Genomic DNA, 13976 nt, shown 5'->3' with positions numbered 1-13976 from the left:
GCCGCGCGAGCGGCTAAGGCATCGGCCTGAGTTCGGAGGAAGCACATGACGACGCCCACGGCAGTGGCGCTGGAAGATGCCAAGGTCGCGTTCCGGCTGGGGGACGGCCGGGTCTATACGGCGGTGGAGAAGGCGCATCTCGCGGTCGCGCAGGGCGAGTTCGTCGCCATCGTCGGCCCGACCGGCTGTGGGAAATCGACGCTGCTCAATGTCGCGGCCGGCCTGCTCAAGCCGGCGGCGGGCAGCGTCAGGATATTCGACCGGCAGCTGACGGGACTGAACCAGGATGCCGGCTACCTGTTCCAGGCCGACGCGCTGTTCCCTTGGAAGACCGCGCTCGACAATGTCGCGATCGGGCTCGAGATCAAGGGCACGGCGCGCGCAGAGGCGCTGCCGCGGGCGCAGAAATGGCTGACCTCCGTCGGTCTCGGCGCGTTTGCCAGCCGCTATCCGCACATGCTCTCCGGCGGCCAGCGTAAGCGCGTGGCGCTAGCGCAGGTGCTGATCCGCGATCCGAAAATCCTCCTCATGGACGAGCCGTTCGGGCCGCTGGACGCGCAGACGCGCCAGGTCATGGGCAATCTGCTGCTTGATCTCTGGAATGCCGACCGCAAGGCCGTGCTGTTCGTGACGCACGATCTGGAAGAGGCGATCGCGCTCGCCGACCGCGTGGTGATCATGTCCGCGGGGCCGTCCTCGCGCATCATCGGCGACTGGCGCGTCAGCTTGCCGCGCCCGCGCGACATCTTCGAGGTGCGCCTCGACAAGGAGTTCCATGCGCTCCATCGCGAGATCTGGAGCGTGCTGAAGGACGAGGTGATGAAGGGATACGTGCAATCCACTCAGGCAGTGGAGGCGGTCTGATGTCGCGCCCGACGCTGTTTGCGCTGCAGGTCCTGGTCGCGGTCGTCTGCATCGTGCTGTGGCAGGTGCTGTCGACCATCCCCGTGTTCGGCAAGATCCTGCTGCCGCCGTTCTTCTTCTCCAACCCTTTCGACGTGTTCAGCCAGATCGTGAAATGGTTCGCCTCCGGCGTCATCTGGAAGCATCTCGGCATCACACTGGCGGAATCGATCCTGGCTTTCGTGATCGGATCCCTCGGCGGCGTGCTGGTCGGCTTCTGGTTCGCGCGCCAACCGCTGGTCGCCGCGGTGTTCGACCCCTACGTCAAGATGGTCAATGCGCTGCCGCGCGTCGTGCTGGCACCGATCTTCGCGCTGTGGCTCGGCCTCGGCATCTGGTCGAAGGTCGCGCTAGGCGTCACGCTGGTGTTCTTCATCGTGTTCTTCAACGTCTATCAGGGCGTCAAGGAGGTCAGCCGCACCGTGCTCGACAACGGCCGAATGCTCGGCATGAGCGAGCGGCAGTTGATGCAGCACGTCTATTGGCCGTCGGCCCTGTCGTGGATGTTCTCCTCGCTGCACACCTCAGTCGGCTTCGCCGTGGTCGGCGCGGTCGTCGGGGAATATCTGGGATCGGCGGCGGGCCTCGGTTATCTCATTCAGCAGGCCGAAGGCGTGTTCGACGTTGCCGGTGTGTTCGCCGGCATGTTCGTGCTGTCGGCCTTCGTCATCCTGATCGACTTCGGCGTGACGCTGGTGGAGCGGCGGCTGCTGGTGTGGCGGCCGATGGCGTCGGACGGGCGGGGGTAGGGCCCAAGTTCACCTCTCCCGCTTGCTTGCGGGAGAGGCGTAGGCCGCCTCTGGCGGCCGTCATCTCAAAACACGCCGAGGCAAAGCCTCGGCTATGGCGTAGCGTCGGGTGAGGGTTTTCTCCTTCGGGCGATTCTCCCATCGCGGGGACACCCTCTCCCCAACCCTCTCCCGCTTGGCAGGCGGGGGAGGGAGCGCAGAGCCATCAATCCAGCAGCTTGATGTCATCGGGGGCCTGCGGCGGCGTCTTGATCGCGATGGCCTTGACCTGGCCGCTGATCGGCTTGGTGCCGCCATGCGGCGTGCCCTTCGGAATGATGACGAGATCGCCTGGCTTCACCGTGACCTCCTTGTCGCCGAGCCAGATCGTCCCGGTCCCGTCCAGGATGTACTGGATCTCGTTGGTGTTGGAATGCAGGTGCTTGGGCACATTGCCGACCTGGATTGACACAGTGGCGCCGTCGGCGGTCATGAACGTCTTCGAGCGGTAGCCAACCTTGTTGGCGGGGCCTAGCGCGTCGCCTTCCATCTCGCCGGTATGAATGATCTGCGCGGTGATGCTCTCGGCGGCGAGTGCCGGCCCGAGCAGGTAAGTTGCGCCGCATCCGGCGGCAAAGGCGGCGGCGATCGACAGGCTGGCTGTAAGGCGATTCATGGACGATCCTTCCCATTAGGAATTGTTATTGTCTGCGCATGCTATTGCGCCGAAAGACCGATGGCCAGCCCACTTCGGCAGTGCTTCTCAAGCCCGCCCCGCTGCTCTATGGTGCCGCCGGCCGAACGGAGGAAACCAATGAAGAACACGATTGCCAGGCTCGCCGGCGCGCTGCTTGCGCTGACGGTCACCACCGGATTTGCCGCGGCGCAAAGCAAGGTCACCATCGCGGTCGGCGGCGGCTCCTGCCTGTGCTATCTGCCGACAGTGCTGGCCAAGCAACTTGGCGAATATGAGAAGGCCGGCCTCAATGTCGAGCTGGTCGACCTCAAGGGCGGCTCGGATGCGCTGAAAGCCGTGCTCGGCGGCAGTGCCGACGTCGTCTCCGGCTATTTCGACCATTGCGTCAATCTCGCGGCCAAGAAGCAGGAGCTGCAGTCCTTCGTGGTCTATGACCGCTATCCCGGCCTCGTGCTGGTCGTCGCGCCCTCGCGCACCAATGACATCAAGTCGGTCAAGGACCTTGCCGGCAAGAAGGTGGGTGTGAGTGCGCCCGGCTCCTCCACCGACTTCTTCCTCAAATATATGCTCAAGAAAAACGGGCTTGATCCCACCAGCGCCGCCGTGATCGGCGTCGGCCTCGGCGCCACCGCGGTCGCCGCCATGGAGCAGGGGCAGATCGATGCTGCCGTGATGCTCGATCCTTCGGTGACCGTGCTTCAGGGCAGCCACAAGGATCTGCGCATCCTCTCGGATACCCGCACCCAGAAGGATACACTCGAGACGTTCGGCGGCGAATATCCGGGCGGCGCGCTTTACTCGACGGCAGCCTGGGTCAACGGCCACGAGAAGGAAACGCAGGCGCTCACCAATGCGATCCTCGCCACGCTCGCCTGGATCCATTCGCATTCGCCCGAGGAGATCATGGCGAAGATGCCGGAGGAGACGGTCGGCAAGAACAAGGATCTCTATCTTGCCGCGCTGAAGAACACGATCCCGATGTACTCCGAAACCGGCAAGATGGACCCCAAGGGCGCCGATGCCGTGCTCGCCGTGTTCAGCGTCGGTTCGCCCGAGGTCGCGAACGCCAAGATCGACGTCAGCAAGACCTTCACCAACAAATTCGTCGACCAGGCCAAGAAGACGACGGGGAGCGCCAAATAGCTGACGCGAAGGCGTAGTAACCAGGCGTCATGACGTCACTTGTCATTCATCGCGTCACGACGCTTGATCTTGCCGTGCGGCCGATCGTGTGGCCGTTCGCCGAGGAGCGCCGCGCCGAGATCGCGGCGCATTTTGCCGAGAAGCAGCGCGAGCGGCCGAAGATCTGGAACGGTCGCGTCCTGCTCGGGCGCGATGCCGCGTTCACGGACGGCCATCTCGCTGCGACCTATTTCGAAACCGATTTCGCCAGCTTCCTCGCCTGGCGCGACTGGGGTTTTCCTGATCCTGCCGTATTCAACGGTTTCGGCATGGGCGCGCTGCGCACCTCCGATGGCGCCTTCGTGATGGGCGAGATGGCGCAGCACACGGCCAATGCGGGCCGCATCTATTTCCCTTCGGGCACGCCCGACCTTGACGACATCAGGGACGGCGCCCTCGACCTTCCCGGCAGCGTGGTCCGCGAGATCGCGGAGGAGACCGGGCTCACCGCCGACGATTACGCGCCGGAAGCCGACTGGCATTGCGTCGTCTCCGGTCGTGCGATTGCGATGATTCAGGTCCTCAATCTGGACATGCCGGGCGATGAAGCCCGCGCCCGGATCGAAGCCAATCTCGCGCGCGAGGCCGAGCCCGAGTTGTCGGCCATTCATCTCGTGCGCGGGATGAGCGATCTTACGCCGACCATGCCGCGATTTGTCACGGCCTTTATTGCGCAGCAGTTCGCCTCTCGCTGACGCGCGAGGCTTGACATCGCTTCGCGCAGCCCGTGTGATGGGCGAAAACAAGAACGACAAGAATGCAACGCACAATCGTCCGGGAGGTTTTGATGCGCGAGGCCGTGCTGCCACTGCCGAAGGGCACCACCGACAGCAACCAGTAGCGGCGGAGAACGGCGGTGCTGGAGGTGAACGGATTGGTGAAGCGGTTCGGCGGCTTCACCGCCGTGAACAACGTCTCGTTCAGGGTCGACCAGGGCGAGATCCTCGGCCTGATCGGGCCCAACGGCTCGGGCAAGAGCACGATCTTCAACATGCTCTCCGGCACGCTGGCGCCGACCTCCGGATCGATCCTGTTTGCCGGGCACGAGATCGCAGGCCTTGCGCCGCACCGGATCATCAACCGCGGCATCGGCCGCACCTTCCAGATTCCGCGACCCTTCCGCCGCCTGACCATCTTCGAGAACGTCGCGCTCGCCGGATTCTACGGCCAGGGCCGCCACAGTCGCATCAAGGCCGAGGAGGCAGCCGAGCGGTCGCTGGCGATGGTGGGCCTGCCGACCGATCGCCACGCCAGCGTCGACGGCCTGGGGGCGGCCGGCCTGAAGAAGCTCGAGCTGGCGAAGGCCCTTGCCACTTCGCCGAAGCTGCTGCTCGCCGACGAGAGCCTCGGCGGTCTCGACGAGGCCGAGATGGACCAGGCGGCCGACATGCTGCGCAATATCCGCGACGAGCTCAGCATCACCATCATCTGGGTCGAGCACATCATGGGCGTGCTGATGCGCGTCGTCGATCGCGTCATGGTGCTCGATCACGGCGAGAAGATCTCGGAAGGGCTGCCGAGCGCGGTCGCCGGCGATCCGCGCGTCATCGAAGTCTATCTCGGCACCGATGCAGAGACCACGCAGGCCGCGGCCGCCGAAGCGCGCCGCCGGGCGGGAGGTTAGCCCATGCTGGAGCTCCGCGGCGTCAATGCCGGCTATGGCACGTTCCAGGCGCTGTTCGACGTCAATCTCGACGTCAAGGCCGGCGAGGCCGTCGGCGTCATCGGTCCCAACGGCGCCGGCAAGACCACCTTGATGCGCGTCATTTCCGGCCTGATCCGTCCCTCGCGCGGATCGATCAAGATGGAAGGCGTCGATGTCGTGGCGACGCCGGCGCACAAGATCGTCAGCCTCGGCATTGCGCATGTGCCGGAGAACCGGCGGCTGTTTCCGCAGCTCACGGTCGACGACAATCTCAAGATGGGCGCGTTCATGAAGGAGGCGCGCGGACACTATGCCGAACGGCTGGACGTCGTGTTCGACCTGTTCCCGCGCCTGAAGGAGCGGCGGCATCAGATGGCCGGCACCATGTCCGGCGGCGAGCAGCAGATGTGCGCGATCGGCCGCGCCCTGATGTCCAGCCCGAAGCTGCTGCTGCTCGACGAACCCTCGGCGGGGCTCGCGCCGGTCGTGGTGCAGCAGGTGTTCGAGCTGGTGAAGCGGATTCGCGCCAGCGGGCTGACGGTGCTGATCGTCGAGCAGAACGTGCAGCAGGTCCTGAAAGTGGTCGACCGTGCCTACCTGATCGAAGCGGGCACGATCCGCGCCTCCGGCACCTCGTCCGAGATGCTGGCAAGCGACACGGTCAAGGAAGCTTATCTCGGGGTGTGATGGGCATGCAGGCGTTCCTGGACATTTTCGACATCTATCTGCTGGAGGCCGTCATCAACGGCATCCTGCTCGGCGGCGTGCTGGCGCTGCTCGCGCTCGGCCTCAACCTGATCTTCGGCGTCATCGACGTGACCTGGATCTGTTACGCCGAGCTCGTGATGATCGGCATGTACGCCATGTATTTCATGGTGCAGTATTACGGCGTCGGCTATTTCATCGCTGCGCCATTCACCATCCTGCTGGTGGCGGCGCTCGGCGCCCTCTTGCATTACCTCGTGATCGCGCCGCTGTTGACCGCGCCGCCGATCAATCAGCTGCTCGCGACCGGCGGCGTGCTGTTCGTGCTGCAGAGCTTTGCCACTGTCGCCTTCGGCATCGACTTCCGCAATCTCGGCATCCGCCTGCCGGTGCTCGCCTTCGGCGACATGAATTTCAGCTACGCGCGGCTTTTGTCCTTCCTGGCGGCACTGGTCGGCATGGTCGCGGTCTATCTGTTCATGACGCGCACCTTCACCGGCACCGCGATCCGCGCCATCGCGCAGGACCGTCAGATCATGGCGCTGATGGGCGTCGATACGAAGCGGATCTATCTCATCACGTCCGCGCTCGGCGGTGCGCTGGCCGGGCTCGCGGCCTGCCTCCTGGTGCTGCAATATGACGTGCATCCGTTCGTCGGCCTCTCCTTCGGGCCGATCACCTTCCTGATCTGCGTGCTCGGGGGCCTCGGCAATTTCATCGGCGGCTTTATCGCCTCCTTCCTGTTCGCGGAGATCATCTCGCTTGGCGGCCTGTTCTCCGACCTCGAATGGGGCTATGTGCTCGCCTTCGCCTTTTTCATCGTCATGATGTTCATCCGGCCCGCGGGCCTGCTGGCGAGGCGGCGATGAAGGGGCAGGGGCGGCTTGCAGCATGGGGCGTGGGGCTGGCGGTGCTGGTCGCGCTGCCTTTCGTCTATCGCGATCCCTATCATCTGCACATCCTCGTGCTGATCCTGATCTGGTCGTTCGCCTATACCTCCTGGTCGATGATGGGGCGGTTCGGACTGGTCTCGCTCGGGCATGGCGGCTTCATGGGCATCGGTGCTTACGTCACCGCGCTCTTGTGGAATCACCTGGGCCTGTCGCCCTGGATCGGCATTCCCGTCAGCATGATCGCGGCCGGTGCGCTGGCGCTGATCGTCGGCTATCCCTGCTTCCGCTTCCGCATCACCGGGCATTATTTCGTGCTGGTGACGCTGGCGCTGTCGGGCATCGTGCTCCAGGTCATCACCGCGACGCGCGACTACACCGGCGGCTCGCTCGGCTATACCCCGAACCGCGCGTCCGGCAACAAGCTCCTGGCGCTGCAGTTCGACGACAAAACCACCTGGTATCTGATCGCGCTTGCGGTCTGGCTGTTCGGTATCGTGGTCTGGCACTGGGTCGACCGCAGCATGGCGCGCTATGCGCTGGAGGCGATCTCGGAGGACGAGGACGCCGCGGCTGCGGCCGGCGTCAACGTCACCGCCGAGAAGCTGAAGATCACGCTGCTCAGCGCGCTGATGACGGCACTGGCCGGCGCGATCTACTGCCAGTATCAGATGTTCATCACACCCGACACCGTCAGCGGCATCGCGGTTTCGCTGCAGATGGTGTTCGCGGCCATCGTGGGCGGCCTGTTCGTTTCGCTCGGCCCGACCTTTGGCGCCATCATCACCATTTTGCTGGCCGAGAGCTTGCGCATCGGCTTCGGCACCAAGGCGGTCGGCTGGGACAACCTCGTCTACGGCGTGCTGCTCGTGGTTTTCATCATATTCCTTCCCAAGGGCATCCTTGGTAGCGTCCTCGACCGACTGAAGCCGCAACGCAAGGTGCCCCGCGCTCATGAGCAAGAAGCCGTCCAGATCGCTCGCCCAGGAGCTTGACCGCTACATCACGCCATTCCGTTACGATGGCTCGGGCAAGTTTCATCTCAAGGACCATAAGACCGACGAGAAGGGCGACCTCGACAAGGAGAAAGCGCAGGCGCTTCTCGACGCCAACAAGAAGCGCCTCGTCGGGTTTCAGGAGAAGCTCTACGCCCAGGACCGCTGGTCCGTGCTGATCGTGCTCCAGGCAATGGACGCCGGCGGCAAGGACAGTGCGATCAAGGCGATCTTCGAGGGCATCAATCCGCAGGGCTGCGAAGTCACGGCCTTCAAGGCGCCAAGCAGCAAGGAGCTCGACCACGACTTCCTCTGGCGCCACGTGGTCGCGCTGCCGGAGCGCGGCCATATCGGCATCTTCAACCGCTCGCATTACGAAGAATGCCTGGTGACGCGCGTGCATCCGGAAATCCTCGCCAAGGAGAAGCTGCCGCCAAAGCTCGTCACCAAGCACATATGGAAGGAGCGGTTCGAGGACATCTCCGCCTTCGAACGCTATCTCTGCCGCAACGGAACCCTGGTGCTGAAGTTCTTCCTCAACGTCTCCAAGGAGGAGCAGCGCCAGCGCTTCCTCGACCGGTTGGAGGAGCCGGCCAAGCAGTGGAAGTTCTCCATGGACGACATCAAGGAGCGCGCGCTGTGGCCGCGCTACCAGGCGGTCTACCAGGACATCGTCCGCCACACGGCAACGCCTCATGCGCCGTGGTACGTCGTGCCCGCCGATCACAAATGGTTCGCCCGCGTCGTGATCGGCTCGGTGATCAATGCAGCGCTCGAAAAGCTCGACCTGCGCTTCCCCCGCGCCGACAAGGCCTCGCTGGAGGAATTCGAGCAAGTGCGCAAGGCACTGGAGAAAGAGGGGACGGGAGGCAAGAAGCAGGCAAAGTGACAGCCAAGGAGATCGCCGATCGCAAGACCGTCAACTTCGCGCTCCAGGGGGGCGGCGCGCACGGCGCCTTCGTCTGGGGCGTGCTCGACCAGGTGCTCGAGGACGGCAGGCTCGCGATCGAGGCGGTCAGCGCCACCAGTGCCGGTGCCATGAATGCGGTGGCGATGGCCTCCGGCATGGCGAACGGAGGCGCGGAGGGTGCTCGGGAGAACCTGCACGCATTCTGGTACGAGGTGTCGCGCATGGACATGGCGTACGATTTGATGTCGCCGCTGAACCAGTGGATCCAGGCCCTGAAGCTGCCGCCGGAATATCATCCGGTGCACGCCGTCATCCACACGCTGACGCACACCCTGCCGCCGAACCTGCTCAATCCCTTTCATTTCAATCCGCTCCGCGCGCTGCTGCAGCGCGTGGTCGATTTCGACCGGCTCAATTCCTCGCCCGAGGCGCCGCAGCTGTTTCTCAACGCCACCAACGTCCGCACCGGCAAGATCAAGGTGTTCCAGAGCCCGCTTCTCACGGCGGAAACCGTGCTCGCCTCGGCCTGCCTGCCGCCCTATTTCCAGGCCGTCGAGGTCGACGGCGAGCATTATTGGGACGGCGGCTATCTCGGCAATCCCGCGATCTATCCGCTGATCTACCGCAAGGGCAGTCACGACGTCATCATCGTGCAAGTCACGGCGATCAGGCGCAACGAGCTGCCGACCAGTGCGGCCGATGTCCTCCACCGCATCAACGAGATCAGCTTCAATTCGTCCTTGATGCGCGAGATGCGCGCGGTCGCCTTCGCCACGCGGCTGATCGACGACGGCGAGCTCGACAGCGACAAGCATAGCCGCATGTACATGCATTGGATCGGCAACGACCAGTTGATGTCGCAGCTCGGCACGGCCACGCAGTTCCACCCCGAATGGAGCCTGTTGTGCCGCCTGCGCGATGAGGGCCGCGAGGCGGCGCGAAGCTGGCTGGCGCGGAACTTCGACCAGATCGGAAAGTCCTCGACCGTCGACCTGGCAGACATGTTTCTCTAGCCGGCTGAGCCGGCCATGCACAAAAACGCGAAAACAACCCCATGCACAGTAGCCGAGCGCAGCAGAATCAACCGCTTGCAGCTCCGTCATCGTTGCTGCGGATTTTACGAAACTCATTTGACTCGTCGGGCAAAACAGGGGCATGATGTCAACATGCCCGCTGCCCCTCGACAGCTGCGACCCGCGCGCAAGCGCTTTGCATCGGCGGGCTGCTTCCAGGGAACTCGCGCCTTCAAATGTGATCTCTAGATCGTTGATCTTGCTTGACAGTTTTGTGTCCTAGGACGAGCATCGTGGCGGTCGCAAACAAGCGACGCGCAACGTCCACCTCATGAGCAAGGGGAGGTCTATGACGCCACCTCCGCAAATCCAGCCGCTGAGTGCGATGGAGCTCGTTCGGACTATCGCATAGCGGCGAAAACCGCGAACGGCACGCCGGGTCAAGGTTTAGCGGGCCGCATCAGTGAGGCAAGGCCCCTACCTTCCCGGCGCTGTAATTTGCATTACATCACATCGATCGTGTCGGATGGCCGTGACGGGCTGCCGCAACGAGTTTCTCTGACATCCGCTGTTCCCATTCTCCCCGCCGTCGCTCCGCATTGGCGCAAGAGGTCTTTGGCGCATCACAGCACGTCGGTGATGCCGCGGCTCCCGATCCTGCATTGCGGCAAATGCCAAGAGAATGTCGCCTCAAAGGCCAACTTCCGACACAGGGCCGGGGCGAATAACGGCAATCCGACATGACGCATGTGCTTCGGCGGTGACGGTCCCGACGCCGCCGGTGCATTCATTTTTTTCCAGGGAATCCTCGTGTCGCATAAGCTGGCCGCGGCGCTCCTCGCCGCTCTCTTCCTCACGATTCCATCTCTCTCCGGTGCCCGCGCCGAGCCGCCTCCGCCCGCGGCAAACAGCGCCGCCACACTGTCGCCTGACGAGGCGAAACGCGCGCTGGAAACCCTTCAGGACGACAAGAAGCGCGCGCAGATGATCGATACGCTCCGCGTGATCGCCAACGCGTCCGGTCCGCAGCAGGCGGCGCCGGAGCAAAAATCGCCGATCCCGCTCTCGGCCGACGGCCTCGGTGCGCAGCTCTTGCTCACGGTGTCGGAGGAGATCGGCGAGATCTCGAGCGAGATCGCCGGCATGGCACGGACGCTCACGCACTTTCCGGCGTTCTATTACTGGATCATGCGGACCGCGAACGATCCCGCGGCCTATCACCTCCTGATCGAGATCGCCTGGAAGCTGGCGCTGGTGCTCGGGTGCGCCCTCGCTGCCGAGTGGGTGATCTTTCGCCTGATCCGCCGTCCGGTCGCGTTCCTGGAAGGACGCGTGCCACAAACCGCGCACCTGCCGGCACAGGTGCTGCCCGTAGCCGACCCGCCGTCATCGGTGGCCGATGTCACTCCTGCACCCGAGTTGAACAAGCGCCGCCACAGTCTTGCGCGGGTCTGGCAGGTCCTGTCACGGCTGCCCTTCGTGCTGGGGCGCCTTGTGCTCGAACTGCTGCCGGTGGTGGTCTTCGTTGGTGTCGCCACGGCGCTGCTCGGGACGGTGATCGGCGAGCCCACGACCGTTCGCCTCGTGATCCTCGCGGTCGTCAACGCCTATGCGTTTTCGCGCGGGCTCATCTGCGTGGTCAGGGCGCTGGCGGGGCCGTTCGGCCTGTTTCCGCTGCGGGCCGAGACTGCGGCCTATATCGAGATCTGGGCGCGCCGCATCGTCGGTGTCGGCGTCACCGGCATCGCCTTTGCCAATGTGGCGCTGTTGCTCGGCCTGCACCGCGCCGGCTACGCCGCACTGCTGCGCATGGTGATGCTGGTCGTGCATCTCTTCATCGTCGTCATCATCCTGCAATGCCGCCGCCAGGTCGCCGACGCCATCCGCGCGCCGGCCGAGCGGCAGGGGATTGCAGCCCGTTTGCGTAACCGCATCGCCGGCGGCTGGCATTATCTTGCCATCGCACTTGATCTGGCGCTGTGGGCCGTCTGGGCGCTGAACATCCGCAACGGTTATTCGCTGCTGCTGCAATATTTCGTGGGCACCATCGCGGTGGCGCTGGTCACGCGTGTCGCCATCATGGTGACGCTGAGCCTGATCGACCGTGGTTTCCGCATCAAGCCGGAAATCCTCCAGCGCTTTCCCGGCCTCGAGATCCGCGCCAACCGCTATCTACCGCTGTTGCGCCGGATCGTATCCAGCGTGATCGCCTTCATCGGCTTCGTGGCGGTGCTCGAAGTCTGGGGTGTGGACGCCATCGTCTGGTTCTATGGCGGCCAGATCGGCGGCCGGCTGATCTCCGCCGTGGTGACGATCGGCATCGCCGTGTTTATCGCTGCGGCCATCTGGGAAATCAGCAATGCGTTGCTGGACCGCCAGATCAATGCACTGTCACGCGATGGGCATTATGCCCGTGCGGCGCGCCTGCGCACCTTCCAGCCGATGCTCCGCACCGCGCTGCTCTGCCTGATCGCAACCGTCGTCGGCCTCACGGCGCTGAGCGAGATCGGCGTCAATGTCGCGCCGCTGCTCGCGGGCGCCGGCATTGTCGGCATCGCGATCGGCTTCGGCTCGCAGAAGCTGGTGCAGGACCTCATCACCGGCCTGTTCCTGCTGCTGGAGAACACGGTCCAGGTCGGCGACAATGTCAGCTTGTCAGGGCTCGCGGGCGTGGTGGAGAACGTCTCGATCCGCACCATTCGCCTACGCGCCGGCGACGGCGCCGTGCACATCGTGCCGTTCAGCGCGGTCACGACCATCACCAATGCCAGCCGCGGCGCCGGCAACGCCTCGGTCAGCGTCAACGTCGCCTACAAGGAAGACACCGACCGCGCCGGCCAGATCCTCAAGGACATCGTCGACGAGATGCGCCGCGAACCGGAATTCCGCGCATTGATCCGCGGCGACCTCGAGCTGTGGGGCGTCGACAAGGTGGACGGCGCGATGGTGTCGATCGTCGGCCAGATCCGCTGCACCGAGGCCGGGCGCTGGCCGGTCCAGCGCGAGTTCAACCGGCGCATGAAGCTGCGCTTCCAGCAGAACGGCATCGAGGTCGCATCCGCCACCCAGACTATCCTGATGCACATCGCGCCACCGGCCGATAGCGCCGCCACTCCGACGCCGCGGCGAGTGACCGCATAAGCAATCCCAAAATTTCCGGCTTGCCTCTATCGATCCGGCCGCGTTCACTCTGGCCCCAGCCCGCGAACGACATGCGGGCGAAGAAAGAAGGGTGGGCGGGATGAACCGAGGACTCTGGGCCGGATTGCGCGGCCATGTGATGGTCGTTTGCGTATTGGTCGGATTTGCTGCGTTCGCCGGGTCGGCGGGCGCCCAATTGTCTCCGTCGCGCCCGGTCACCCTCGTCGTGCCCTTTGCGGCGGGTGGCCCGACCGATACGCTGGCCCGGATCCTGTCCGAGCGCATCGCGGGCGAACTGCACACGACGGTGGTTGTCGAGAACGTGGCGGGTGCTTCCGGCAGCATCGCCGGCGCCCGCGTCGCGCGCGCGACACCCGACGGTACCACGATCACGATCGGCCATTGGGGTACCCATGTGCTGAACGGTGCGATCCTCAAGCTGCCCTATGACGTGGTCGCCGATTTCGAGCCGGTGGCAATGATCGCGATGGGGACGCAGCTCATCGTCGGTCGCAAGTCGCTGGAGACAAACAGTCTGAAAGAGCTGATCGCGTGGCTGAAGGCCAACCCCGGCAAGGCCACCGCCGGCACGGCCGGGGCCGGCACAGGCGCGCACGTCGCCGGTGTCTTCTTCAAGGACAAGACCGGCACCGACTTCCAGTTCGTGCCCTATCGCGGCGCAGGGCCCGCCATGATCGATCTCGTGGCCGGGCAGATCGACCTCATGTTCGACCAGGCGTCGAACTCGCTGCCGCACGTCAAGAGCGGTGCGATCAAGGCGTTCGCGGTGACGTCGCCGACAAGGCTTGCGTCTGCGCCCGACGTGCCGACCGTCGACGAGGCGGGTCTGCCCGGTCTCTACATTTCCTACTGGCACGGCATCTGGGCACCAAAGAACACACCGAAGGACATTGTCACGAAGCTCAACGCGGCCATCATCGCCGTGCTGGCCGATGCGTCCGTCAAGCAGCGCTTTGCCGAGCTGGGGCAGGAGATTCCGCCACCGGAGCAGCAGAGCCCCGCAGCACTCGCCGCTTTCCAGAAGGCCGAGACTGCAAAATGGTGGCCGATCGTGAAGACGGCCGATATCACGCCGGAATAGCGCCGTTAACCTTTTCTCGCGCGCCTGCCAGGCGTTCGCGAAAATCTCGCTGCGGTGCGAGATCA

General features: G+C 64.4%; 13 protein-coding genes. 12 read left to right on the top strand and 1 reads right to left on the bottom strand.

The genetic code is table 11. From position 1 onward, the window contains the following. The first annotated feature begins 45 nt into the window (after positions 1 to 45). On the top strand, positions 46 to 864 hold the full coding sequence (locus tag EAV90_RS16245; protein WP_122402047.1) for an ABC transporter ATP-binding protein: 819 nt from the start codon (positions 46 to 48) through the stop codon (positions 862 to 864). Then, positions 864 to 1652, top strand: coding sequence for an ABC transporter permease (locus EAV90_RS16240; RefSeq protein WP_122402048.1), 789 nt, complete (start codon positions 864 to 866; stop codon positions 1650 to 1652). Before EAV90_RS16245 ends, EAV90_RS16240 begins: the two co-directional genes overlap by 1 nt. 205 nt (positions 1653 to 1857) lie before the next feature. Here the strand turns inward: EAV90_RS16240 and EAV90_RS16235 are convergent, their stop codons facing one another. Continuing rightward, positions 1858 to 2307, bottom strand: coding sequence for a cupin domain-containing protein (locus tag EAV90_RS16235; RefSeq protein WP_129143986.1), 450 nt, complete (start codon positions 2305 to 2307; stop codon positions 1858 to 1860). A gap of 138 nt (positions 2308 to 2445) precedes the next feature. Here EAV90_RS16235 and EAV90_RS16230 point away from each other — a divergent pair, with 138 nt between their 5' ends. The 10 genes from EAV90_RS16230 (at position 2446) to EAV90_RS16185 (ending at position 13911) form a co-directional block, all read left to right on the top strand. Continuing rightward, on the top strand, positions 2446 to 3471 hold the full coding sequence (locus EAV90_RS16230) for an ABC transporter substrate-binding protein (protein ID WP_164936964.1): 1026 nt from the start codon (positions 2446 to 2448) through the stop codon (positions 3469 to 3471). A 29-nt stretch (positions 3472 to 3500) separates the two neighbouring features. Beyond that, a complete protein-coding gene (locus EAV90_RS16225; RefSeq protein ID WP_122402051.1) occupies positions 3501 to 4205 on the top strand; it encodes an NUDIX hydrolase in 705 nt (234 codons plus the stop codon). A gap of 161 nt (positions 4206 to 4366) precedes the next feature. After that, positions 4367 to 5134, top strand: coding sequence for an ABC transporter ATP-binding protein (locus tag EAV90_RS16220; RefSeq protein WP_129143985.1), 768 nt, complete (start codon positions 4367 to 4369; stop codon positions 5132 to 5134). Between the two features lie 3 nt (positions 5135 to 5137). Continuing rightward, complete coding sequence (locus tag EAV90_RS16215) at positions 5138 to 5842, top strand: ABC transporter ATP-binding protein (RefSeq protein ID WP_122402053.1); 705 nt, start codon at positions 5138 to 5140, stop codon at positions 5840 to 5842. A gap of 5 nt (positions 5843 to 5847) precedes the next feature. Continuing rightward, entirely contained in the window at positions 5848 to 6729 is an 882-nt protein-coding gene (locus EAV90_RS16210; RefSeq protein WP_129143984.1) for a branched-chain amino acid ABC transporter permease, read from the top strand. Further along, on the top strand, positions 6726 to 7745 hold the full coding sequence (locus EAV90_RS16205) for a branched-chain amino acid ABC transporter permease (protein ID WP_122402054.1): 1020 nt from the start codon (positions 6726 to 6728) through the stop codon (positions 7743 to 7745). Before EAV90_RS16210 ends, EAV90_RS16205 begins: the two co-directional genes overlap by 4 nt. Continuing rightward, positions 7705 to 8634 (top strand): polyphosphate kinase 2 family protein, encoded by a 930-nt coding sequence (locus tag EAV90_RS16200; protein ID WP_129143983.1) that lies wholly within the window; start codon positions 7705 to 7707, stop codon positions 8632 to 8634. The genes EAV90_RS16205 and EAV90_RS16200 overlap by 41 nt, the downstream gene beginning before the upstream one ends. Then, positions 8631 to 9668 carry a patatin-like phospholipase family protein gene (locus tag EAV90_RS16195; protein ID WP_129143982.1) on the top strand — a complete coding sequence of 346 codons (1038 nt, stop codon included), beginning with the start codon at positions 8631 to 8633 and terminating at the stop codon, positions 9666 to 9668. Before EAV90_RS16200 ends, EAV90_RS16195 begins: the two co-directional genes overlap by 4 nt. A gap of 810 nt (positions 9669 to 10478) precedes the next feature. Next, a complete protein-coding gene (locus tag EAV90_RS16190; RefSeq protein ID WP_129143981.1) occupies positions 10479 to 12809 on the top strand; it encodes a mechanosensitive ion channel family protein in 2331 nt (776 codons plus the stop codon). A 100-nt stretch (positions 12810 to 12909) separates the two neighbouring features. Next, the gene (locus tag EAV90_RS16185) at positions 12910 to 13911 is read left to right on the top strand and encodes a tripartite tricarboxylate transporter substrate-binding protein (RefSeq protein ID WP_129143980.1); all 1002 of its coding nucleotides are present in this window, start codon (positions 12910 to 12912) and stop codon (positions 13909 to 13911) included. Positions 13912 to 13976 lie beyond the last annotated feature (65 nt).

The sequence above is a fragment of the Bradyrhizobium vignae genome, from assembly GCF_004114425.1.
GTDB classification, from domain to species: Bacteria; Pseudomonadota; Alphaproteobacteria; order Rhizobiales; family Xanthobacteraceae; genus Bradyrhizobium; species Bradyrhizobium vignae.
This window is presented reverse-complemented; position numbering and strand designations above follow the sequence as displayed.

Bases quoted from the DNA above. Each gene is read 5' to 3' on its own strand.
- EAV90_RS16245 (WP_122402047.1), top strand. From the start codon at position 46: ATGACGACGCCCACGGCAGTGGCGCTGGAAGATGCCAAGGTCGCGTTC.
- EAV90_RS16240 (WP_122402048.1), top strand. From the start codon at position 864: ATGTCGCGCCCGACGCTGTTTGCGCTGCAGGTCCTGGTCGCGGTCGTC.
- EAV90_RS16235 (WP_129143986.1), bottom strand. From the start codon at position 2,307: ATGAATCGCCTTACAGCCAGCCTGTCGATCGCCGCCGCCTTTGCCGCC.
- EAV90_RS16230 (WP_164936964.1), top strand. From the start codon at position 2,446: ATGAAGAACACGATTGCCAGGCTCGCCGGCGCGCTGCTTGCGCTGACG.
- EAV90_RS16225 (WP_122402051.1), top strand. From the start codon at position 3,501: ATGACGTCACTTGTCATTCATCGCGTCACGACGCTTGATCTTGCCGTG.
- EAV90_RS16215 (WP_122402053.1), top strand. From the start codon at position 5,138: ATGCTGGAGCTCCGCGGCGTCAATGCCGGCTATGGCACGTTCCAGGCG.
- EAV90_RS16210 (WP_129143984.1), top strand. From the start codon at position 5,848: ATGCAGGCGTTCCTGGACATTTTCGACATCTATCTGCTGGAGGCCGTC.
- EAV90_RS16205 (WP_122402054.1), top strand. From the start codon at position 6,726: ATGAAGGGGCAGGGGCGGCTTGCAGCATGGGGCGTGGGGCTGGCGGTG.
- EAV90_RS16200 (WP_129143983.1), top strand. From the start codon at position 7,705: ATGAGCAAGAAGCCGTCCAGATCGCTCGCCCAGGAGCTTGACCGCTAC.
- EAV90_RS16185 (WP_129143980.1), top strand. From the start codon at position 12,910: ATGAACCGAGGACTCTGGGCCGGATTGCGCGGCCATGTGATGGTCGTT.